The organism is Meridianimaribacter sp. CL38 (assembly GCF_004328055.1).
Taxonomy (GTDB): domain Bacteria; phylum Bacteroidota; class Bacteroidia; order Flavobacteriales; family Flavobacteriaceae; genus Gaetbulibacter_B; species Gaetbulibacter_B jejuensis.
The window spans coordinates 294,298-317,895 of the sequence record NZ_QKWS01000004.1 but is presented as its reverse complement, the minus strand read 5'-3'; the positions used below and the strand labels follow the sequence as shown (position 1 = coordinate 317,895).

Here is a 23,598-nt window from a genome sequence, read left to right as displayed (position 1 = left end):
AGATACAAGAAGAAAGAGAAAAGAATCAAGACTGTCATTCCGCACTTGATGCGGAATCCAAAAAAAATAGATTCTGCGTCGTAGCGCAGAATGACAAAACAAAATATTTGTGACAAAAACGCAACCACATACTATTCTAAAAACTGAAAGTCTAACCATCGGTTATACACAAAAAAAACATCACACCGTTGTTGCTGATGATGTAAACATTGCGCTACAACAAGGTGAATTGGTTGGTTTGGTTGGTGCTAATGGTATTGGAAAATCTACTTTATTACGAACACTTACTAAAGTACAACCACCACTTGGTGGCTCTGTTTTTATTAATGATAAATTACTTGAGAATTCCTCACATTTAGAGCTTTCCAAGAGCTTGAGCGTAGTACTTACCGAACAACCTGCTTCAAAAAACTTAACCGTTTTTGAACTCGTTGCTTTAGGCAGGCAACCTTACACCAATTGGGTTGGTAATCTTTCAGAAAACGATATGTCTATTATTGAAAACGCGTTATTACAAACCAATATTCAACAATTAAAAGACAAAAAGTGCTTTGAATTAAGCGATGGTCAACTACAAAAAGTCATGATTGCACGAGCGTTGGCTCAAGACACGCATTTAATTATTCTAGATGAACCTACAACCCATCTAGACATGTACCACAAAGCCTATATTTTAAAGCTTTTAAAAACCTTGGCAAAAGACACCAACAAAACCATTTTGTTTTCTTCTCACGAAATTGATTTAGCCATTCAACTGTGTGATAAAATGATTGTGATGACACATTCACAAGTAATTTCAGACACGCCTTGTAACTTAATTTCAAAAGGTGTTTTTAATGAATTGTTTCCAGAAGACATGATCGCTTTTGATGAGAAAACTGGAAGTTTTAGAGTGAAAAAGTAATGCTTTGAAAATGAAACAAATTTAAAACCGTAATTTAGGTTTCTGTTTCAAATTCGATTTCAATTTCAGACTAAATCATTTATCTTTGATAAAATTCTTTTCACTGTATGACCGAAACACTCATTTTATTTATCGCTATTATTTTTTCTGCTGGAATTGGTGCTTTTTTGGGCTTAAAATTTGCTCAATTAAAAAGCAAAGGAAATACGAGCACACTTGAAGAACGCAATACCAACTTAAGCAAACAGCTTGAAGATTTAAAATTAAATACCGAATCTGAAAACCAAAAACAAAACGCACTTTTTAATCAGCAATTACAAGATTTAAAAGAAACTATTTCTAAAATTGAAACAGAACGCGAAACCATTAGAAAAGAAAAAGACCTTTTAAACACCGAACTTTCCAGAAGAAATACAGAGCTTGAAAACCTTCAAGAACAAAACCTTAAACGCGACGAAGAGCTTGCTAAACAACAAGAGCAACTGCGTAAAGATTTTGAGTTAATGGCAAGTAAAATTCTTGATGAAAAAAGTGAAAAATTCACCATTCAGAATAAAGAAAACATTAAACAAATTCTGAATCCGCTTCAAGAAAAAATCCAGACGTTTGAAAAGAAAGTTGAAGATTCTCAAAAGGAAAGCATCAGCATGCATTCGGCTTTAAAAGAACAACTTTTAGGTCTTAAAGATCTTAATCAAAAAATGACCATAGAAGCCAATAACCTAACCAAAGCTTTAAAAGGCGACAGCAAAATGCAAGGTAATTGGGGCGAATTGGTTTTAGAGCGTGTTTTAGAAAAATCTGGACTAGAAAAAGACCGCGAATATTTTGTTCAACAAAACTTTAATCGTGAAGATGGTTCGCGTGTTATGCCTGATGTTGTCCTACATTTACCAGATGGCAAGCGCATGATTATAGATAGTAAAGTATCACTTACCGATTACGAACGTTTTGCTAATGCTGAAGATGATGAAAAAGCAATGCATTTAAAAGCGCACGTTAACTCTATAAACAAACACGTTAATCAGCTTTCAGAAAAGAAATACGAGGATTTATACGATATGGAATCTCCAGATTTTGTATTGATGTTTATTCCTATTGAACCTGCTTTTGCCATTGCTATAAACGAAGACAATACGCTTTATAACAAAGCTTTTGAGAAGAATATTGTAATCGTTACGCCTTCTACCCTTTTAGCTACATTGCGTACTGTTGACACGATGTGGAGCAACGAAAAGCAACAGCGTAATGCCTTGGAAATCGCAAAACAAGCAGGTGCACTTTATGATAAATTTGAAGGTTTAGTTTCTGATTTAACAGGTGTTGGCAAAAAAATAGATGCAGCAAAAAGTGACTATTCAGCAGCGATGAATAAACTGGTAGAAGGCAAAGGAAACATTATTGGTCGTGTAGAAAAACTTAAAAAAATGGGTGCCAAAGCCAAAAAATCACTACCAGAACCAATTTTAAAACGCGCTATAAACGATGACGATGAGTAAACACAATTTTAAACCCGTTGATTCTTCTAGAGTTTCTATCTCACAACTTATGCAACCTTCGCACTCTAATTTTGGTGGAAAAATTCATGGTGGTTATATTTTAAGTTTAATGGATCAAATTGCTTTTGCTTGCGCCTCAAAGCATTCTGAAGCCTATTGTGTAACAGCATCGGTTGATACGGTTGATTTTTTAAACCCTATTGAAATTGGTGAATTAGTTACCATGAAAGCCTCGGTAAATTATGTTGGTCGCACATCTATGGTTGTTGGTATTCGTGTGGAATCTGAAAACATTCAAACCGGAACTGTAAAGCATTGTAATTCGTCTTACTTTACCATGGTTGCTAAAGATGATAATGGAAAAACTGTTGATGTTCCTGGTTTAATTTTAAACGATAAAACCGAAGTAAAACGGTTTTTAAAAGCCATAAAACGTAAAGACACTAAAATACATCGTCAACAAGAGTTTAGTAGTGATTCTTTTGCTCTTGACAATTATATTGAAGACTTAAAAGGCTATAAGATTAAAATAGAGTTGCCTGAAAGCTAATAGTATTACTGCTTTACAAATCGTCTGGTTTGTGTAAAGTTATTAGCAGATACTTTTACTAAATACACTCCTGTATTCCATTTAGAAACATCAATTGAAGCTGTTAAAGAATTAAGTTCTTTAGAATACACCCTTTTTCCTAGCACATCATACACATTTACAACAGCATTTTGTTGTCCTTGTGGCAAACGAATATTTAACTTAGTCGTAGCTGGATTAGGTGAGATTGTGAATTCTTGACTTGCTTGAGAAACCTCTTCATCCCATAATGTGAACGATTGCATAGTAACACCTTTATTTTCTCCATGATAGCCTATAGTATAACTAAACCCAAAAGACCAAACTAATTCAATTGAAGTATCAGATGTAGAAAACACATAATCATTTGTTTCTCCTGTATCCAAAGCTCTAGTAGCTACTATTGTTCTTTGCTCTCCATCTAATGTGTTGGACGTTATTGTCCAATTTTGATTGGCATCAACAGAAGGTTCAATTCCAATAGCATCAGAACCATCTGGTTGCCCTGGCAAACCAAAATATCTATCAGAAATAGAAGTTCCGTCATATATAATAACATCATCACCTGCAATCATGCTTGATGTTCCAAATCCTAAACCTAAAAACCGATTATCTGGACCATCTAAGGTTAAAGTTACTAAGGTTGAAGTGACATCAATTTGCGCAGAGTAATACAACTCTCCATCATCTAATAATACAATCTCTCCTGTAGAATAAGTTTGACAGAAAGCGAATGATGTCATTAAAAATGTAACTAAAAAAAGCGTAATTTTTTTCATAAATAGGTTTATTTACAGCTAATATAATAAATTATGTGATTGATTGATAAGTTTTTATTTAATCAAAAAAGCCATTGACTAAAACCAATGGCTTAAATTTATTTAACTGACTATCAACCTACTGCTTCACAAAACGCTTAGTAGAGATATTATTTTTTGTAGCTAACCTCACTAAATACACACCACTATTCCATTTTGAAATATCGATAGTAGTCGATAATTGATTAAGCTCTTTAGTGTATATTTTTTTACCTAACACATCAAACACTTCCATTTTTACAACACCATCTATTCTAGGTACAGATATATTAAATCTTGATTTAGCTGGATTTGGAGTTATTGAAAACTCTTTTGCAACAACCTCTTCATTACTTAAAGTAAAAGATTGCATTGTGATTCCTCTATTAGAAAATCCATGATAGTCTAAAACAAAACTTGATTCAAACCCTCTTGCCCAAACCAAATTTATAGATGACGCAGACGTTGTAAACACATAATCATTAACATTTCCGGTATCTCTATCTCTTGTTGCAACTAATGTTCTTACTCCTGAAGTAACATTATTAGACATAATTGTCCAATCTTGTCTTTCATCTAAAGTTGGCGTAAAACCTATTGCAGGTTCATCATTAGGCTGACCAGGATACCCAAAATGTCTATCAGTAAGGTCAGTACCATCAAAAATAACAACATCTCTACCAGAAGTCATACTTACTGCATCAAAGCCTAAACCTAACCATCTATCACTTGGTCCAATTAGCGTTAATGTTACTTCATCTGTTGTAACATCAATCTGCGCTGAGTATTCTAATCCTGGTGTGGTAGACAATTCCATCATACCTGTAGAATAGCTTTGACTAAACGTATATGTTGTTAAACTTAAAAAAGCTATTAAAGCCAAAGTAGTTTTTTTCATATTTATATTATTTTACAATAAGATTAATAATTTCCTCATCTTGAGTCATATTCGCGTAATCTATTGCTGTATTTCCTCTATTATCTTTAGTACTCGTGTCTGCATTTGCCTCAACCAATTGTTTAATTATGGTTTTGTTTCGCATAATAATAGCATAATGTAAAGGAGACGTTCCATTAGCATCGGCTAAATTTGGGTCTGCACCATGCTCTAAAAGCACTTTAACAACTGCTTCTCTGTTTTTATAAACTGCAGCCATTAATGGTGTTCCGTATTTACTTTCACCATCAATATCCTCAATTTTTGATGCTAAAAATATAGCGACCTCATCATTTCCTCTGTAGCATGCCAATGTTAATGGAGAATATCCTGAAGCATCAACCACATTAATAGTGTCTGGGTTTTTAGCAATTAATTCTTTTACATCATCAATTGTACCAAAACGAGCTGCATCAAAAATATCTTGCTGAGAAAAAGCAAAACCTGATACTAGTACGCTTACTATTAACAAAAAGCCTTTTAGCTTCATTCTATACTACTTGAGTTACACAAAGCTAAAGTAGTAATTTTTAGGAGATTGTATTAACCGTTTATCGATTTTTACTGCTATTTGCTCAAATACATTTTACGTCTTGAGTACAAGTTGTAAAATTCATCGTCTTTTAGGCTATCAATAAACAAGATGCTTTCTCCTGTACTCTTCATTTCTGGTCCTAACTTTTTATTAACGTTTGGAAACTTATTAAATGAGAATACTGGTTGCTTTATTGCATAACCTTCAAGCTTAGGATTAAAGTCAAAATCGGTTACTTTTTTATCGCCTAACATGATTTTAGTAGCATAGTTTACATAAGGTTCGCCATACGCTTTTGCTATGAAAGGCACAGTACGAGACGCTCTAGGGTTAGCTTCTATTATGTAAACTTTATCATCTTTAATAGCAAACTGGATATTGATTAATCCAACAGTATTTAAAGCTAATGCAATCTTTTTGGTGTGATCTTTTATTTGTTCTAATACTAAATCTCCAAGGTTAAAAGGAGGTAATGTTGCATTACTATCACCTGAGTGAATTCCGCAAGGTTCAATATGCTCCATTATACCAATAATGTAAACGTTTTCACCATCACAAATAGCATCAGCTTCTGCTTCAATAGCACCATCTAAATAATGGTCTAATAAGAGTTTGTTATTTGGTATTTTACGAAGTAAGTCGACGACATGCTCTTCTAGTTCCTTCTTGTTAATTACAATTTTCATGCCTTGACCTCCTAACACATAAGATGGTCTTACCAAGATTGGGAAATCTAACTTATCAGCTACAGCTAAAGCTTCATCAGCAGTTTCGGCAGTATCAAACTCTGGATAAGGAATGTTATTCTCTTTAAGTAAGGTAGAGAAGCTTCCTCTATCTTCAGCTAAATCTAAAGATTGGTAAGTAGTTCCGATTATTTTTATTCCGTAACGGTCTAATTTTTCAGCAAGTTTAAGTGCTGTTTGACCACCAAGTTGAACGATAACACCTTCTGGTTTTTCATGACGGATGATGTCGTAAATATGTTCCCAGAATACTGGTTCAAAGTACAGTTTATCAGCGATGTCAAAATCGGTTGAAACGGTTTCAGGATTACAGTTAATCATTATAGTTTCGTAACCACATTCTGCACTTGCCAATACTCCATGCACACAGCAATAATCAAATTCAATTCCTTGTCCAATTCTGTTTGGTCCAGAACCTAAAACAATTATTTTTTTCTTATCTGAAACTACACTTTCATTAGCTGAATATAGTTTACCATCAGCTGTTTCTAATTCGTTTTCAAATGTAGAATAGTAATATGGTGTTTGTGCTTTAAACTCAGCAGCACATGTATCTACAAGTTTATAAACACGATTAATTTTTAACTCATCACGTTTGTTATAGACTTCACTTTCTAAACAGTTTAGCATGTGCGCAATTTGACGATCTCCATACCCTTTTTGTTTAGCTTCTAGCAGTAAGTCTCTGTCTATAGTATCTATAGTGAATGTTGAAATTTCTTTTTCCAACATATATAGTTCTTCATATTGCTTTAAGAACCACATGTCAATTTTTGTGATTTCATGAATTCTGCTTAATGGAATTCCCATTTGAATAGCATCATAAATCACAAATACACGATCCCAACTTGCATAAGTAAGTTTCTCGATTATTTGGTCATAATCTTTATACCCTTTACCATCTGCACCAAGACCATTTCGTTTTATTTCTAATGATTGTGTTGCTTTATGAAGTGCTTCTTGGAATGAACGACCAATTGCCATCACTTCTCCAACAGCTTTCATTTGAAGTCCTAATGTTCTATCAGAACCTTCAAACTTATCAAAGTTCCAACGAGGTATTTTTACGATTACGTAGTCTAAAGTTGGCTCAAACAATGCCGAAGTAGACTTGGTAATTTGATTTTCTAATTCATCTAAATGATACCCAATAGCCAACTTAGCAGCAATTTTTGCAATAGGATAACCTGTTGCTTTACTCGCTAATGCTGAAGAACGCGATACACGAGGGTTAATTTCAATAGCGATAATTTCTTCTTCTTCATCTGGACTTACCGCAAACTGTACGTTACATCCTCCTGCAAAATCACCTATACTACGCATCATAAGTATAGCCATATCACGCATTTTCTGGAATGTACTATCTGAAAGTGTCATTGCAGGCGCCACAGTAATAGAGTCTCCAGTATGAATTCCCATTGGATCCATATTTTCAATAGTACAAATAATAACTACGTTATCATTCTTATCGCGTAATAACTCCAACTCATACTCTTTCCAACCCATCATCGCTTTATCAATCATCACCTCATGAATTGGTGAGATTTCTAAACCTCTAGTCAAGGCTTCATCAAACTCTTCTTCATTGTAAACAATTGAAGCTCCTGCTCCACCTAAGGTAAACGATGCTCTAATACATAATGGAAAACCAAACTCTTGAGCTATTTCTTTACCTTTTAAAAACGAAGTTGCTGTAGCTTGTGGTGCCATTCCAACTCCAATTTTTAACATTAACTCTCTAAACTTCTCTCTGTCTTCGGTAATGTTAATTGCATCAATATTTACACCAATAATTTTTACACCAAAGTCTTCCCAAATCCCTTTTTCATCTGCTTCAATACAAAGGTTTAAAGCAGTTTGTCCTCCCATTGTTGGTAAAACAGCATCAATTTGCGGATGCTCTTTTAATATTTTAACAATAGATTTTGTATTAAGTGGCAACAAATACACATGATCTGCCATTTTTGGGTCAGTCATGATTGTTGCAGGATTAGAATTAATTAAAATGGTTTCGATTCCTTCTTCTCTTAACGATCGTAGTGCTTGAGATCCTGAGTAGTCAAACTCACATGCTTGACCAATAATGATAGGTCCTGATCCAATAATTAATACAGAGCTTATGTTTTTATTCTTTGGCATTGTGTTGTGTTTTTTTGGTTTACAAAAATAGGTATCTATTGGGTACAAAAAAAGGTGCTACACCTAAGTAACACCTCAAAATATTAACAATTGTTAATCATTATTTCTTATGTCTTGATTCTGAAGACACAGACAATTTCTTTCTTCCCTTAGCTCTTCTACGAGCAAGTACTTTTCTACCGTTAGCAGTAGCCATTCTTTCTCTAAAACCGTGTTTGTTTCTTCTCTTTCTTTTTGACGGTTGAAACGTTCTTTTACTCATTGTCTTATATCTTTAAAAAAATAATCTTAGTTTCCGTTAATTACTTTTGAAGTTTGTTTCAAAATTGGCTGCAAATATACAAAGACTTTTTACTTTGACAAATCAAAAGTTAAAAATATTTCCAATTGTTTTTACTAACTTTGCACACTCAAAAATTTAATAGAAAATATGTACAATAAAAATATAAAGTTAGTAATTGCTGTTTTAATTATTGGTTATGCCGTTTATCAATTTACCGAAGGCTACATTGGTAATGGTATTATGTTGATTTTACTTTCACTTATTTTTGTATTCCTTTATTTTAAAAACGAATTTATTCTTCTAGCCTTTTTAAAACTTCGTAAGCAAGATTTTGATGGTGCAAAAAAATGGCTTAATAAAATTAAAAACCCTTCAGCTGCTTTAGTGAAAAAACAAGAAGGCTACTACAACTACTTACATGGTATTATGGTTTCTCAAACTAATATGAATGAAGCTGAAAAATACTTTAAAAAGGCGGTTAGCCTAGGTTTATCTATGGATCATGATTTGGCAATGGCTAAATTAAACTTAGCAGGAATTGCTTTTTCTAAACGCAGAAAACAAGAGGCTCAAATGTTATTAAAAGAGGCTGAAACTCTTGATAAAAGAGGAATGTTGACCGACCAAATTAAAATGTTTAAGCAACAAATGAAAAAAACTGCTATTCCTAAACAGCAGTATGGTCAACCTACTTCGGCTAGACAAAACAGACGTAGCAGAAGATAATTTTTTACAATAAAGGAGCCCAAAGCCTACAAAAAGATTCTTTAAGCCTACTTAATCTAGGTCTTTTTTGCCAGCTTTGTAAAGTTAATTGTTCGCTATCTTTAATATCATCATTAAAAAACTTTTTAAGCGCCTTACTTTGTGTTTCGTCATAGATTAAAGCATTTATTTCAAAATTGATATTAAAGCTTCTATAATCCATATTAGAAGTTCCTACAGTACAAAAAATATCATCAACAACTAATGTTTTAGCATGAACAAATCCTTTTTTGTATCGATAAATTTCCACTCCTGCCTCTAATAACGACTCCAAATAAGAGTTTGTAGCGTGTTCAGCAGTCCAAGAGTCAGAATGTTTTGGAATTAATAATTTCACCTCTACACCACTTTTTGCAGCTACTTGCATTGCAGTAATAACTTCATCATTAGGAATAAAATAAGGCGTGGTTATGTACACATATTTTTGCGCAGTAACTATAGCTGTAAAAATAGTCTCCATAATATTCGCCCAATCAGTATCTGGACCACTAGCTGCAATCTGTACTGGCACTTCTTCAGTAACTTCTATTTCAGGAAAAAAGGTTTTAGAAATTGGCAAATCAGTATTAGATACAAAATTCCAAGTGGTTAAAAAGTTTATCTGCAACGGTTTTACTGCTTCGCCTTCAATTCTCAGGTGTGTATCTCTCCAATATGAGTTATCAGTTTCGTAGTTTACATAAGTATCAGAAATGTTTATACCTCCTAAATAACCAATACGCCCATCAATAACCACAATTTTTCTATGGTTTCTGTAGTTCATCTTTCCTGTGAATTTTGGAAACAACACAGGCATAAAAGGTGCAAACTCTACTCCACTTTCTTTAAGTTTCATTTTTATTGCTTTTGAAAGCTTGCTTCCTACATCGTCAAAAGTTAATCTTACATTCACTCCTTCTATAGCTTTTTCACACAATATATCCAAAACTTGAGTGCCTATTTTATCATCCTTTAGGATATAGTATTCCATGTGGATGTGAGATTGGGCTTGCTCTAAGTCTTTAAGTAATAGTTTAAATTTTTCTTCTCCGTTTTTAATCAGTTTAACTTTGTTGTTGAGCGTTAAAGGCGACTGTTCGCTATTGTAAAGCAACTTTACAAGCTTTACTTTTTCGTCAAGAGTTTGCTTAATTTCTCTCTTTTCTTTGTTATTAAGTTGCAACTCTTTATTGATGTTTTTTACAACTCTTTTATTTAGAATATGTTTGCGATTGAATATTTTGTTCTTTCGATATTCTTGCCCAAAGAAATAGTAAACTAACAACCCTAAAAAAGGAAAAAAAACCAAAACCATTATATAAGAAATGGTTTTGGTTGGGTTAATGTTTTTTAGAAGAATTGTTATTGCAGCAGAAATTGCCACAACATAATTAAGAACAATTAAAATGTTCCAAAAATTGTGCTTAACAAAATCAATCATTAAGGCGTTGTAGGATAATATCCTTCTTTAGGTATTTCAATAAAATACTGCTTTCTAGAAGCATTGTTAAGATGATCTTCGCGCAACCAAGGATTATGGATTTTCAATATTTTGTAATTGATACCAAACTGTTTTGCAAATCTTGAAAAATCAGTCACCACAGTATCTACTGACACTTTATAGGTTGGTATATTTTTATACAAATCGTTTTCTTTAAAATTGAATCCGTATTTTTTAGGGTTGCTTAAAATTTCTTTAAGTGCCACAATTCTAAATAGGTAACGTCCTGTTTCTTCACCTAAAAGTAAATCGTAGTAATCCGTTACACCTTGCTCTTTTAATCTTCTAGAAACACCAGCGTTTCCTGCATTGTAAGCAGCAGCAGCCAATGTCCAAGATCCTAATCGTTCTTTAGAGTCTAAAAGGTACTTACAAGCCACTTCAGTAGCTTTTTCTAAATTGTAACGTTCATCAACATTATCATTTACCTCAAGTCCATTCTCTCTTCCTGTTGCTTTCATAATTTGCCATACACCTCTTGCTCCAGCAGGAGATACAGCATTTGTTAATCCGCTTTCAATAACTGCTAAATATTTAAAATCGTCAGGAACACCATGTTTTTCCAAAATAGGCTCAATTACAGGAAAATACTTTTCAGCTCTCTTAAACATTAGCAACCCATTAGATTGCCAATACGTATTTACTAAAAGCTCTCTATCCATACGCTCTAAAACATCTGGATCTTCTAACGGAACAGCTTCACCTGCAAACTCCAGATGATCTGGAACTGCTAAAGCATACACATTATAATCGTTGATTAATTTTTTCTGTTCTTCTTGTATTGTATTATCAGAAGGTGATTTTTGGGCTGCAAAAATAAAAAGCCCAGACAACGCTATTAAACCTACAGCAGCTAATATATTTTTTAAAGTTTTCATAAGTAACACTTATTTGTTTGACGTTTTTATGGTGAAAAGTTCATTTTTTCAGCATTTACAACGCTTTGACACAATGAATATTTCACAAATTTGTTTTTATAAATGTAGAGAAATCTACAATGCTTTCAAAATTAGTTTAATATAAGATTTGGTAAATTTTCGTTAAACCATTTATACTTATTTATAATCATGATATGCGTTCCTCCTTCAATAACTATACAGTCTCCAGAGCACGAATGGTTAAAAACCATGTCTTTATTTCCATGAATATAAATAGCGTTTGGATGTGGTTTTTCTTGTTTCCAGGTAATCACTTGCTCAATTGCCCAATCCAAGTACTTTTTATCATTTACTGAAAGGTATTTTTTATACAGTTCCACTCTTTTCTTTACTGTATTACCAAGAGCGTATTTTGCTAACAACTCTACATTACTCATTAGTTGTGTAGGCAACAATTTATAGGCCTTAGTAAACTTTGCCACCTTCATACGTTTTGGTAACTCGTGTTTAGACTTTACACTTGAAACTACTATTACTTTTTTGCAGTCTATAAATTTGCTCATTTCCTGAACCAAAATACCTCCAAAAGACACTCCAAGAAGCACTATGTTTTTATGTTCAATCTTTTTTACCATACGTTTCGCATAGCCTTCTAAAGTTTCATTATCTAGAGGTAACACCCACTCTAACCAATGCATTTCAAATTGGTCTTCAGGGAGCTTAATGTACTCAAAAATTGATGGATTAGCTGCCATACCAGGCATAAAGTAAACATGTATGATATCTTGTTTCATTTTAGAGCTATTGTAGTTTTAAAAATCTTAATAGTTTATTCCATAAGCATTTAACCATCACTATACTTTAATATGTGCGATATTTTTTATAAATTTGCATTGCAAAACTATACAAATTGTAGTTTTTATCCTTACCGACCTTAGATTAAAATTAATTTATTATGATTGATGCAGCTGAACTAATAGACAATGACTTTTTACGTCAATTTGAGCTAAAAATTGATGACCAATTAGCAAAAATTGAATATTCACTCCAAGATCGAAAGATTTTTTTAACAAAACTAATAATTCCAGAATGTATTAACTCTGAAGGATTTGAAGAGGATTTTTTAAAACTTGTTTTTGAAAACATACAAGAAAGAAATATAAGCGTAGTTCCTACAAGTCCTGAAATTGCAAAATTTATCAGAAGAAATAGACGCTACAAAAAAATGCTCCCAGTTGGCATTAGAATATAACTCACAAAAAAACCGAAGCTTTTACTTCGGTTTTTTTATATTTCTCAAGTTGTTACTTAGTGTAAACTTTTATTAAATCTTTGGTTTCAATCACTTCTGTGAAGTCTTCGTTATAAACTTTAACTGCATTTGCATAGACTAAGGTTAGCTGGTTACCTTCAATATACGATTCGTACTCGGTAAACTCTTCTTCAGTAAGCACATTAATAGAACTTATATAACCATCACTACATTCAACATTTACTAAATAGGAATCATCAACCTTAGATACTTTTACTTCGTGATGAAAAGAATCGCTAGAAGTCATAGATTTATTAGTTTCAAACTCTAATGTTTCATTGACGTTACAAACTATTTCATTTAAAATATTTTTGTGCTCTACTCCATCTTTATCCACATCAGTAGAAATACTAATATCATAATTAGTTAATTTCCATATACCAACAAGATTTGAATCGTTATTGCTGTCTTTAGAACAAGAAAATAGTGTAGTAAACGAAATGCAAAGTACTGCAAGTGAGAGTAGGTTTTTCATATGGGACCAATTAATTTGCAGTAAATATATAACCTCTAACAAGTTAGCTGTTATAATTTAGATGAAACGCTAAAAATATAAGATTAACAGTATTTAAACCGCTTCCTGATTTATCAAATCAAAACGTACAATACCATCGTCATCAATTTTGGTAAGCTCCACATCGTGAATCGTATTTACTAAATGTGGATTCCAAGGCGATTTTACTTTTACGTAGTTTTCGGTAAACCCATGAATGTAACCTTCTTTATTTTCGCTTTCAAATAACACTTGTCGTTGTGTTCCAATTTGGCTTTCATAAAATGCTCTACGTTTTTTAACCGATAAACCTCGTAACATTTTACTACGCTTTGACCTTACGTTTTTAGGAACAACGCCATCCATTTTTGCAGCTTCGGTATTATCTCTTTCAGAATAGGTAAACACATGAAGATACGAGATATCTAAATCGGACAGAAAATTATACGTTTCTAAAAAACGCTCATCAGTTTCACCAGGAAAACCAACAATAACATCAACACCTATACAAGCATTAGGCATTATTTCTCGTATTTTGGCAACTCTATCCACATAAAGTTCTCGCATATAACGACGCTTCATTTTTTTTAGAATATCATTACTTCCACTTTGTAATGGAATATGAAAATGAGGCACAAAAGCTCTAGACTGTGAAACCAACTCAATGGTTTCATTCTTTAAAAGGTTAGGTTCTATTGAAGATATACGTAAACGCTCAATACCTTCTACCTTATCAAGTTCGGTTACTAAATCTAAAAACGTATGTTCATGACGCTTGTTACCAAATTCGCCCTTACCATAATCGCCAATGTTAACACCAGTAAGTACAATTTCTTTAATGTCTTTTTCAGAGATTTCTTTGGCATTTTTAATAACATTATCCATGGTATCGCTCCGCGAAATACCTCTAGCTAATGGTATTGTACAGTAAGTACATTTATAGTCGCAGCCATCTTGTACTTTTAAAAATGCTCTTGTTCTATCACCTATAGAATAGGAACCAACATAAAAATCGGCATCGTCAATATCGCAAGAATGCACTTCTCCAAAGTCATTTTTGCTCAGGTCATTAATGTAGTCGGTAATTTTGAATTTTTCGGTAGCACCAAGCACAAGATCAACACCATCAACATCTGCCAACTCCTGAGGTTTTAATTGCGCATAACAACCTACTGCTGCAACAAAAGCTTCTGGATTAGATTTTTGAGCTTGTTTAACTATAGTTTTAAATCGTTTATCAGCATTTTCGGTAACAGAACATGTATTGATAACATATATATCTGCTGTTTCAGAAAAATCAACACGATCAAAGCCTTCATCCTTAAAACCTCTTGCTATAGTAGAAGTTTCAGAAAAATTAAGCTTACAACCCAAAGTGTAAAATGCTACTTTTTTTCTTCCGTTCATTCTTGTACTTTTACCAAGTTGCAAATTTACAACTAATAAATAAAATGGTAAAACGCTTTTTTCTTAGTAGCTCAGAACTACCACACTACATATCAATATGTTGTGCAATTTTTATTCTAATCTCATGTGAAAGCAACAATCAAAGCAATTCAAATTCAGTTTTTAGATACAATGAACATAAAAACATTGGTTCATTAGATCCTGCGTTTTCAAAAGACAATGCCGATATTTGGGCAACTAACCAATTGTTTAACGGTTTGGTACAAATGGATGACAGCCTTAACGTAATACCTTGTATTGCTAAAAACTGGACTGTTACAGACAGCGCAACAACTTACACGTTTAACTTACGAAATGACGTTTATTTTCACAAACACGAGTTGTTTGGAAAAGACTCTACAAGAACTGTTACTGCTCAAGATTTTGAGTACAGTTTAAACCGATTACAAGACAAACAAGTTGCCTCTCCTGGAAGTTGGGTATTAAACAAAGTTGCCAATTTTAAAGCGGTTAACGATACTGTTTTTCAAATACAGTTAAAACAACCTTTTCCTGCTTTTTTAGGATTACTGACTATGAAATATTGTTCGGTTGTTCCTAAAGAAATTGTAGCGCATTATGGTTCTGATTTTAGAAGTAATCCTATTGGAACTGGTCCTTTTAAATTTAAACGTTGGGAAGAAAATATTAAACTCGTATTCAGGAAAAATAATTTGTATTTTGAAAAGGATACAAACGGAAACCAACTTCCGTATTTAGAAGCAGTTGCTATTACATTTTTACCAGACAAACAAAGTGAATTTTTACAATTTGCTCAAGGAAATATTGATTATGTATCTGGTTTAGATGCTTCTTATAAAGATGAAATTTTAACCTCAAAAGGAGAACTTAGAGCTCAATACAAAACAGACGTTGACATCATTAGAGGTCCTTATCTAAATACTGAATATTTAGCGTTTTATTTAGATTCTGAAGTTAGCGAAATTCAATCCAAACTATTACGACAAGCAGTAAATTATGGGTTCGACAGACATAAAATGATGACTTACTTGCGAAATGGTATTGGTATTCCTGCCAATGGTGGATTTATCCCAAAGGGATTACCTGGTTATAACGAACAGACAGGTTACAGTTATCAACCTGAAAAAGCCAAACAACTTATTGATGATTTTAAAGCTGAAACAGGAATTACCCAACCAAGCATTACCATTACAACAACTAGTAATTATTTGAGTTTTTGCGAATATATACAACGTGAACTTCAAAAAGTTGGTTTACAAGTAAATGTAGATGTTATTCCTGCGGCTACTTTAAAAGACGCTAAGGCAAATGGTAAATTAGACATGTTTCGTGCAAGTTGGGTTGCCGATTATCCTGATGCTGAAAACTACCTATCCCTTTACTACAGCAAAAATTTTGCTCCTAATGGTCCAAACTACACACATTTTAAAAATGAATTATTTGACACTTGGTACGAACAAGCTTTTACTGAAACCAACACTAAAACACGTGAAGCACTTTACACCAAAATGGATAGTTTAATCATGCAAGACGCTCCTGTTGTGGTTATGTTTTACGATGAAGTCGTTCGTTTTACAAGAAAAAATGTAAACGGACTAGGGATTAACCCTATTAATTTATTGGAATTAAAAAAGGTGAGAAAAACTACTCTTCAATAGATTTTCCTATAGTTTCAATTTCATCAACTTGTTTGACAACACTCCACTACTTTATTTAGTTCTGTATTTTTGAGTGATTTCAAACACATGCTCTAAAATATCAGCATCTTGTTGTGTAAATTCAATTGACCTACGTTGCATAACTACCTTTGCAACCTCAAATGCTTTTTTAGTTAGATATGTTGTAAATCCGCTATTTCCTCCCCAACTAAAACTTGGCACAAAATTTCTTGGAAATCCACTACCAAAAATATTTGAACTTACACCAACTACTGTTCCTGTATTAAACATAGTGTTAATACCACATTTGCTATGATCTCCCATCATTAAGCCACAAAACTGCAAGCCTGTTCTTGCAAAACCTTCGGTTTCATAACTCCACAGTCTTACTTCAGCATAATTATTTTTAAGGTTGGAATTATTGGTGTCTGCACCAAGATTACACCATTCTCCTAAAACTGAATTTCCTAAAAACCCATCGTGTCCCTTGTTTGAATATCCAAAAATTACCGAGTTATTTACCTCTCCTCCAACCTTACTATGTGGACCAACCGTTGTAGGACCATAAATTTTGGCTCCTAATTTTACAGTAGCATGATCACATAACGCAAAAGGACCTCTTATAATACTACCTTCCATTATTTCGGCATCTTTACCTATGTAAATTGGACCATTAGTAGCATTTAAAGTTACAAACTCTAGTTTTGCGCCTTCTTCTATAAAAATGTTGCTTGCTTCAATGGTATTGTTACTTGCAGGTATTGGTTGCGATTTTCGACCTTTTGTTAAAAGCTCAAAATCTTCAGCTATAGCATTACCATTTTTAGAGAAAATATCCCAAGTGTATTCAATCTTTATAACTTCAGCATTAAACTCAATCGCTTCATAGGTTTCAAAATCCACATCATCTTGTGTGTCTTTAGTAAAAAATGCAATAACGTCTTCATCCTTAAAAATCGCCTGATTTTCTTCAAGGCTTTTCACCATTTCTGCAAGCTCAAAGTTTGGCACATACGATGCATTAATCATTACATTCTCATCCATTTCAACCATTGGGTATTTATTGGATAAGTAATCTTCGGTTAAAGTTGTGGTAGTATAACCAAGGTACATTTCCCATTTTTCCCTAATGGTTAAAATTCCTACACGTATATCGGCAACTGGTCTTGTATAGGTAAATGGCAACAAACTGTTACGACAAGGACCATCAAAAAGAATATAATTCATAATAAAAGTTTAAAGTTTAAAGTTTAGAGTTGTCTTTTAAAACCTAAACTTTCATTTATCCAAAAGTAACTTAATTGCCTAAAATAAAAAAGCCTTTCAATAGTTGAAAGGCTTTAATAAATATATTTTCGAGAAATTTATTTCTTGAATTTCGCGTATTTGTTTTTAAACTTGTCAATACGTCCTGCTGTATCAACTAATTTAGATTTACCAGTGTAGTATGGGTGAGATGTTCTAGAAATCTCTAATTTTACTAACGGATACTCTACACCATCTACTTCTAAAGTTTCTGTAGTATCTGCAGTTGACTTCGTTAAAAATACATCATCATTAGACATATCTTTGAATGCTACAAGTCTATAATTTTCTGGATGTATACCTTTTTTCATCTCTAATGCTTTATTATCGTTTCGTTTTTTTCGAGGTGCAAATTTAAGCAAATTTTATTATTGTACAATCTTTTTATTGTTTTTTATTTCTTAAAATTCATGTAACGTTTTGTTATCTTTGAATACATATTAGATATATAAACTAATAAATTAACTAAAACTTATGGAAAAATCGATTAAATCTTCATCAATAAACTATGGCTTATACCTTGGTTTATTTCTTTCTACAATAACAGTTTTATTTTATGCTGTTAACCTAGAAATGTTGACTAAATGGTGGTTAGGTATCATATTATTCTTGGTCATCTTAATTTTTGGAATTGTATCTACAGTAAAATCTAAAAGCCTTTTAGGAGGATTTATTTCTTTTAAACAAGCATTTTCCTCGTATTTCATTACAATAGCAATAGGCTTTATTTTAAGTACAGCAGTGAGTGTTTTATTATTTAATGTTATTGATCCTGAAGCTGCTGAAATTTTAAAAGAAAATGTCATTGAAGCTTCTCGACAAATGATGGAAAATTTTGGAGCTCCTCAATCTGAGATTGACAAAGCTATTGCAGAAATGGCTGACCAAAATCAATTTGCTATAGGAAATCAGCTAAAATCGGTTGCTTTTCAATTAATTTTCTACGCAGTAATTGGATTAATTGTTGCATTGTCAATGAAAAAGAAAGATCCTAACGTAGCTTAAATAATTTCTTTATTTTTGAACGATAGAATTTAGAAATCATTTACATGAACATATCAGTAGTCATACCACTACTTAACGAGAGCGACTCTTTAACAGAATTACATGATTGGATTGCAAATGTTATGCAATCCAATCATTTTTCTTATGAAATTCTATTTATTGACGATGGTAGTACTGATGGCTCTTGGGAGACCATTACATCGTTATCTAATAAAAATCCAAATGTAAAAGGCATTAGGTTTCTTAAAAACTTTGGGAAATCGCAAGCACTACACGCTGGTTTTGAAAAAGCAAAAGGCGACGTAGTAATTACTATGGATGCCGATTTACAAGACAATCCTGACGAAATCCCTGAGCTTTACAATATGATTGTTAAAGAGGGTTACGATTTGGTTTCTGGCTGGAAAAAGAAACGCTTCGACTCCGTAATTTCTAAAAATCTACCTTCCAAACTTTTTAATTGGGCTGCACGAAAAACATCAGGCGTAAAATTGCACGATTTTAATTGCGGTTTAAAATCATACAATAATAAAGTTGTAAAAAACATTGATGTTAATGGCGAAATGCACAGATACATTCCTGTGCTTGCCAAAAATGCTGGTTTTACTAAAATTGGTGAAAAAGTGGTGCAACATCAAGCCAGAAAATATGGCGAAACCAAATTTGGAATGGAACGTTTTATTAATGGTTTTCTAGACCTTATCACCATTTGGTTTTTATCGCGTTTTGGTAAACGTCCTATGCATCTTTTTGGTGCTCTTGGAGTGATTATGTTTGCCATTGGATTTGGGTTTGCACTATACTTAGGAATAGATAAACTCTTTTTAAACCCTACAGGTCGACTCATAACCCAACGACCACAATTTTACATCTCACTAGCCACTATGATTATTGGAACACAGTTTTTTGTTGCTGGGTTTTTAGGTGAGATTATTTTAAGAAGTAAGCAGGACAAAAAACGCTATTTGGTTAAGGATGAACTAAATTTATAATCCTTTTCTTATAAATTAACGCCTAATTAAACTTTAACATTTACCTAATTGTTTATTTTTGTTATATACAATTTCAGATAACTTATGATTTATATTGAACCAGAATTATTAGAGAGAGTGAACACTTGGTTAACACCAACTTTTGACGATAACACTCAACAACAGATAAAACATTTAATTGCAACCAACCCAAAAGAGCTTAAAGAATGCTTTTACAAAGACCTTGAGTTTGGTACTGGAGGAATGAGAGGTATTATGGGACTTGGCACTAACCGAATTAACAAATACACACTAGGAAAAAACACACAAGGACTAAGCAATTACTTAAAACAAGTATTTTCTGGAGAAACTATAAAAGTTGCCATTGCTTATGATTGTAGACACAACAGTAACACTTTTGGTAAAGTTGTAGCAGATGTATTTTCGGCAAACGGAATTCAAGTGTATTTATTTGAAGATTTAAGAGCTACTCCTGAACTTTCATTTACGCTAAAACATTTAGGTTGTCACTGCGGAATTGTACTTACTGCTTCACACAATCCACCAGAATACAATGGATACAAAGTATATTGGCAAGATGGCGGACAATTAGTACCACCACAAGATGCTGAAATTATTGCTGAAATAAACAAGTTGGATTATTCTGAAATTAAATTTGAAGCAAATACAGATTTAATCGAATACATAGGTGAGGCTATTGATAATGTGTTTATTGATAACTCAGTAAAAAATGGAAGTTTTAACACCTCCACAGAAGCTAGAGAAAACTTAAATATTGTATTTACCTCTTTACACGGAACCTCAATTACTGCTGTTCCTGAAACTCTAAAAAGAGCAGGCTATACCAATGTAAATATAGTAGAAGAACAGCGTCACCCTAATGGCGATTTCCCTACTGTGGCATCACCAAATCCTGAAGAACCCGAAGCTTTAAAAATGGCTATGGAACTTGCTGAAAAAGTAAATGGAGATATTGTAATTGGCACTGATCCTGATTGTGACCGCTTGGGTGTTGCTGTAAGAAACCTAGATAATGAATTGGTGATTTTAAATGGTAACCAAACCATGATTTTAATGACTGATTTCTTATTAAAACAATGGAAAAACTCTGGCAAAATCAATGGCAGTCAATTTGTAGGCTCCACAATTGTGTCTACACCTATGATGTCGGTTTTAGCAAATGCTTATGATGTAGAATGCAAAATTGGTTTAACTGGTTTTAAATGGATTGCTAAAATGATTAAAGACTTCCCTAATATGGATTTTATTGGTGGTGGTGAAGAAAGTTTTGGATTCATGGTTGGTGATTTCGTAAGAGACAAAGATGCTGTAACCTCTACCCTTTTAGCTTGTGAAATTGCTGCTCAAGCAAAAGCTGAAGGTAAAACACTATATGAAGCATTAATTGATTTATACGCTGAACATGGATTGTATAAAGAGCGATTAATATCATTAACCAAAAAAGGAATTGAAGGCGCTCAAGAAATTAAGCAAATGATGATTGATGCTAGAGAAAATCCGTTAAAAGAAGTTAATGGCTCAAAAGTAATTAGAATTGAAGACTACCAATTATCTATTGCAAAAGATGTAAAAAACAATACTGAAGAAGCCATTGATATTCCAAAATCTAACGTATTGATTTACTATACCGAAGATGGTAGTAAAATAGCACTTAGACCAAGTGGTACCGAACCAAAAATTAAGCTTTACATCAGCGTAAACACTACATTAGACAATGTGTCAGACTTTAAAACAGTGGAACAAAAATTGGAATCGAAAATTGACGCCATTGTTGACGACATGAAAATAAATTAATGAATTACTTTAAGCAAATACTTCGCTTTGCGAAACCTTATAAAAGTTATGCTGTACTTAATATTATAAGCAATGTTTTTTATGCATTGTTTGGTACTTTAGCTATGGTTTCACTATTTCCAATGCTTAATGTGTTATTTGATAAAACCAAACAAATAAACACTAAGCCAACTTGGGAAGGCATTTCTAAAATTAAAGATTATTTAGAAAGCTATTTAAATTACTTTGTTACTCAAAAAGCTAACGAAGGACATGACGATGTCCTTATTTTTATGGTAGTTTTGGTAGTAAGTATGTTTTTACTAAAAAACCTATTTAGCTATTTAGCAATGTACTTTATCACCTTTTTAAGAAACGGTGTTTTAAAAGACATAAGAAATGAACTGTATGACAAAGTGGTAGATTTACCTATCGCTTATTTTTCTGAAAAACGAAAAGGAGATACTATTGCTAGAATAACAACTGATGTTCAAGAAATACAAACCTCATTCTTGTCGATACTAGAACTTATTGTTAGAGAACCGTTAATGATACTATTTACAATCATTACCATGTTTCTCATTAGTGCTAAACTCACGTTGTTTGTTTTTATTTTTATTCCTGTTTCTGGTTTTATTATTTCCAGAATTGGAAAAAGTTTAAAAAAACGCTCTGATAGAGTTCAAAGTGAGCAAGGTCAATTACTATCTATCATTGAAGAAACTCTTGGTGGACTTAAAGTGATTAAAGGTTTTAACTCTCAAAAGATATTTGGCGAAAAGTTTAAAGAATCTACAACACGATTCAACAAGTTTTCAAACAACCTACTTAACCGTCAAAATTTAGCATCGCCAACTAGTGAGTTTTTAGGTATTTTGGTTATTTCCATTCTACTATGGTATGGAGGACAAATGGTATTAATTGATGGTAGCTTAGAGGCTGGTTTATTTATTGTTTATATGGGATTAGCATACAATATCTTAACACCTGCAAAGGCAATAAGTAAAGCAAGCTATAGTGTAAAAAAAGGAAATGCTGCTGCCGAACGAGTACTGGAAATTCTAAACACACCTTCTCCACTTGAAGATAAACCTAATGCCAAAAACAAATCGGATTTTAATTCTGAAATAGCGATAAACGATGTGTCTTTTAAATATGAAGACGATCTAGTGCTTAAAAACTTTTCTATTAAAGTACCTAAAGGCAAAACCATTGCTTTAGTTGGGCAATCAGGCAGCGGAAAATCTACAATTGCTAATCTTGTAACTCGTTTTTATGATGTTACTAAAGGTAGCATTGAAATTGATGGTGATAACATCAAAGATCTTACTAAAAAATCGTTGAGAAACCTTATGGGATTGGTTACTCAAGATTCAATATTATTCAACGAGTCTGTAAAAAATAATATTCTTCTTGGTAAAAAAGATGCTACTGATGAAGAAATTATTGAAGCATTAAAGGTAGCTAATGCTTGGGAATTTGTTAAAGATTTACCTAACGGAATAGACACCAACATTGGCGACTCTGGAGGAAAATTATCTGGTGGTCAAAAACAACGTTTAAGCATTGCAAGAGCAGTCTTAAAAAATCCTCCTATCATGATTTTAGACGAAGCAACTTCTGCCCTTGACACAGAAAGCGAACGCTTAGTACAAGTTGCACTAGAAAACATGATGAAAAACAGAACATCAATTGTTATAGCGCATAGGCTGTCTACCATTCAAAATGCTGATGAAATTATAGTTATGCAAAAAGGTGAAATTGCCGAACAAGGCAGACACAACGAACTTATTGCTTTAAATGGTGTTTACAAAAAACTTGTAGACATGCAAAGTTTTGAATAAGCTACTATTTCACTTAAAATAAATAAGTAAATATAAAAGGGATACATCTATTTAGGATGTATCCCTTTCTTTATATTACCAGATTTGGGGACACTGGCAATAAGCTAGTAGGTTAGGTGATGTAAACATAAAACAAAAATTCTTACAAAGCAAGAAAAAAATGCATTTCATCGTAATTACATTACACTTAATCGATAAAAATTATATTAACATATTGCAAATCAGTATTTTAAATT

At 32.8% G+C, this 23,598-nt stretch carries 22 protein-coding genes; 10 read left to right on the top strand and 12 right to left on the bottom strand.

Annotated features, from left to right (window positions below; genetic code table 11):
* Positions 1 to 109 precede the first annotated feature (109 nt).
* From DMZ43_RS11705 to DMZ43_RS11695, 3 genes are all read left to right on the top strand, one after another.
* The gene (locus tag DMZ43_RS11705; RefSeq protein ID WP_131508454.1) at positions 110 to 904 is read left to right on the top strand and encodes an ABC transporter ATP-binding protein; all 795 of its coding nucleotides are present in this window, start codon (positions 110 to 112) and stop codon (positions 902 to 904) included.
* Between the two features lie 107 nt (positions 905 to 1,011).
* Positions 1,012 to 2,403 carry a DNA recombination protein RmuC gene (gene rmuC, locus DMZ43_RS11700; RefSeq protein ID WP_131508452.1) on the top strand — a complete coding sequence of 464 codons (1,392 nt, stop codon included), beginning with the start codon at positions 1,012 to 1,014 and terminating at the stop codon, positions 2,401 to 2,403.
* Positions 2,390 to 2,953, top strand: coding sequence for an acyl-CoA thioesterase (locus DMZ43_RS11695; protein WP_370450275.1), 564 nt, complete (start codon positions 2,390 to 2,392; stop codon positions 2,951 to 2,953). Before rmuC ends, DMZ43_RS11695 begins: the two co-directional genes overlap by 14 nt.
* A 5-nt stretch (positions 2,954 to 2,958) precedes the next feature.
* Here DMZ43_RS11695 and DMZ43_RS11690 read toward each other — a convergent pair whose 3' ends face one another.
* From DMZ43_RS11690 to rpmH, 5 genes are all read right to left on the bottom strand, one after another.
* On the bottom strand, positions 2,959 to 3,750 hold the full coding sequence (locus DMZ43_RS11690) for a T9SS type A sorting domain-containing protein (RefSeq protein ID WP_131508448.1): 792 nt from the start codon (positions 3,748 to 3,750) through the stop codon (positions 2,959 to 2,961).
* A 118-nt stretch (positions 3,751 to 3,868) separates the two neighbouring features.
* Positions 3,869 to 4,666 (bottom strand): T9SS type A sorting domain-containing protein, encoded by a 798-nt coding sequence (locus DMZ43_RS11685; protein WP_131508446.1) that lies wholly within the window; start codon positions 4,664 to 4,666, stop codon positions 3,869 to 3,871.
* A gap of 7 nt (positions 4,667 to 4,673) precedes the next feature.
* The gene (locus tag DMZ43_RS11680; RefSeq protein WP_131508444.1) at positions 4,674 to 5,195 is read right to left on the bottom strand and encodes an ankyrin repeat domain-containing protein; all 522 of its coding nucleotides are present in this window, start codon (positions 5,193 to 5,195) and stop codon (positions 4,674 to 4,676) included.
* Between the two features lie 77 nt (positions 5,196 to 5,272).
* The gene (gene carB, locus DMZ43_RS11675) at positions 5,273 to 8,125 is read right to left on the bottom strand and encodes a carbamoyl-phosphate synthase large subunit (protein WP_131508442.1); all 2,853 of its coding nucleotides are present in this window, start codon (positions 8,123 to 8,125) and stop codon (positions 5,273 to 5,275) included.
* 100 nt (positions 8,126 to 8,225) lie between these two features.
* Complete coding sequence (gene rpmH, locus DMZ43_RS11670) at positions 8,226 to 8,387, bottom strand: 50S ribosomal protein L34 (RefSeq protein WP_129761309.1); 162 nt, start codon at positions 8,385 to 8,387, stop codon at positions 8,226 to 8,228.
* A 168-nt stretch (positions 8,388 to 8,555) separates the two neighbouring features.
* Here rpmH and DMZ43_RS11665 point away from each other — a divergent pair, with 168 nt between their 5' ends.
* Positions 8,556 to 9,134, top strand: a complete 579-nt coding sequence (locus DMZ43_RS11665; protein WP_131508440.1) for a DUF2892 domain-containing protein — start codon at positions 8,556 to 8,558, stop codon at positions 9,132 to 9,134.
* A gap of 4 nt (positions 9,135 to 9,138) precedes the next feature.
* On the opposite strand, the gene cls is transcribed toward DMZ43_RS11665, so the two are convergent.
* The 3 genes from cls to DMZ43_RS11650 all read right to left on the bottom strand — a co-directional run bounded on the left by cls (position 9,139) and on the right by DMZ43_RS11650 (position 12,325).
* Positions 9,139 to 10,593, bottom strand: coding sequence for a cardiolipin synthase (cls, locus tag DMZ43_RS11660; protein WP_131508438.1), 1,455 nt, complete (start codon positions 10,591 to 10,593; stop codon positions 9,139 to 9,141).
* Entirely contained in the window at positions 10,593 to 11,531 is a 939-nt protein-coding gene (locus DMZ43_RS11655; RefSeq protein ID WP_131508436.1) for a lytic transglycosylase domain-containing protein, read from the bottom strand. Before DMZ43_RS11655 ends, cls begins: the two co-directional genes overlap by 1 nt.
* Positions 11,532 to 11,662: 131 nt before the next feature.
* The gene (locus tag DMZ43_RS11650) at positions 11,663 to 12,325 is read right to left on the bottom strand and encodes an alpha/beta hydrolase (protein ID WP_129761305.1); all 663 of its coding nucleotides are present in this window, start codon (positions 12,323 to 12,325) and stop codon (positions 11,663 to 11,665) included.
* 161 nt (positions 12,326 to 12,486) lie between these two features.
* Between DMZ43_RS11650 and DMZ43_RS11645 the strand changes: the two genes are divergently transcribed.
* Positions 12,487 to 12,783 carry an N-acetyltransferase gene (locus tag DMZ43_RS11645; RefSeq protein WP_187347861.1) on the top strand — a complete coding sequence of 99 codons (297 nt, stop codon included), beginning with the start codon at positions 12,487 to 12,489 and terminating at the stop codon, positions 12,781 to 12,783.
* Positions 12,784 to 12,835: 52 nt separating this feature from the next.
* On the opposite strand, the gene DMZ43_RS11640 is transcribed toward DMZ43_RS11645, so the two are convergent.
* Positions 12,836 to 13,318, bottom strand: coding sequence for a hypothetical protein (locus DMZ43_RS11640; RefSeq protein ID WP_131508434.1), 483 nt, complete (start codon positions 13,316 to 13,318; stop codon positions 12,836 to 12,838).
* 93 nt (positions 13,319 to 13,411) lie between these two features.
* Positions 13,412 to 14,743, bottom strand: coding sequence for a tRNA (N(6)-L-threonylcarbamoyladenosine(37)-C(2))-methylthiotransferase MtaB (gene mtaB, locus DMZ43_RS11635; RefSeq protein ID WP_131508432.1), 1,332 nt, complete (start codon positions 14,741 to 14,743; stop codon positions 13,412 to 13,414).
* A 44-nt stretch (positions 14,744 to 14,787) separates the two neighbouring features.
* Here mtaB and DMZ43_RS11630 point away from each other — a divergent pair, with 44 nt between their 5' ends.
* Entirely contained in the window at positions 14,788 to 16,422 is a 1,635-nt protein-coding gene (locus tag DMZ43_RS11630) for an ABC transporter substrate-binding protein (protein ID WP_131508430.1), read from the top strand.
* 51 nt (positions 16,423 to 16,473) lie between these two features.
* Here DMZ43_RS11630 and DMZ43_RS11625 read toward each other — a convergent pair whose 3' ends face one another.
* The gene (locus DMZ43_RS11625) at positions 16,474 to 17,649 is read right to left on the bottom strand and encodes a GlmU family protein (RefSeq protein WP_131508428.1); all 1,176 of its coding nucleotides are present in this window, start codon (positions 17,647 to 17,649) and stop codon (positions 16,474 to 16,476) included.
* A gap of 137 nt (positions 17,650 to 17,786) precedes the next feature.
* Positions 17,787 to 18,038 carry a type B 50S ribosomal protein L31 gene (locus DMZ43_RS11620; protein WP_129761299.1) on the bottom strand — a complete coding sequence of 84 codons (252 nt, stop codon included), beginning with the start codon at positions 18,036 to 18,038 and terminating at the stop codon, positions 17,787 to 17,789.
* Between the two features lie 163 nt (positions 18,039 to 18,201).
* On the opposite strand from DMZ43_RS11620, the gene DMZ43_RS11615 reads away from it, so the two are divergent.
* From DMZ43_RS11615 to DMZ43_RS11600, 4 genes are all read left to right on the top strand, one after another.
* Entirely contained in the window at positions 18,202 to 18,732 is a 531-nt protein-coding gene (locus tag DMZ43_RS11615) for a DUF4199 domain-containing protein (RefSeq protein WP_131508426.1), read from the top strand.
* A 44-nt stretch (positions 18,733 to 18,776) separates the two neighbouring features.
* Entirely contained in the window at positions 18,777 to 19,724 is a 948-nt protein-coding gene (locus DMZ43_RS11610; protein WP_131508424.1) for a glycosyltransferase family 2 protein, read from the top strand.
* Positions 19,725 to 19,808: 84 nt separating this feature from the next.
* Positions 19,809 to 21,539 carry a phospho-sugar mutase gene (locus DMZ43_RS11605; protein WP_187347860.1) on the top strand — a complete coding sequence of 577 codons (1,731 nt, stop codon included), beginning with the start codon at positions 19,809 to 19,811 and terminating at the stop codon, positions 21,537 to 21,539.
* Entirely contained in the window at positions 21,539 to 23,362 is a 1,824-nt protein-coding gene (locus DMZ43_RS11600; RefSeq protein WP_131508422.1) for an ABC transporter ATP-binding protein, read from the top strand. The genes DMZ43_RS11605 and DMZ43_RS11600 overlap by 1 nt, the downstream gene beginning before the upstream one ends.
* The last annotated feature ends 236 nt before the right edge of the window (positions 23,363 to 23,598 follow it).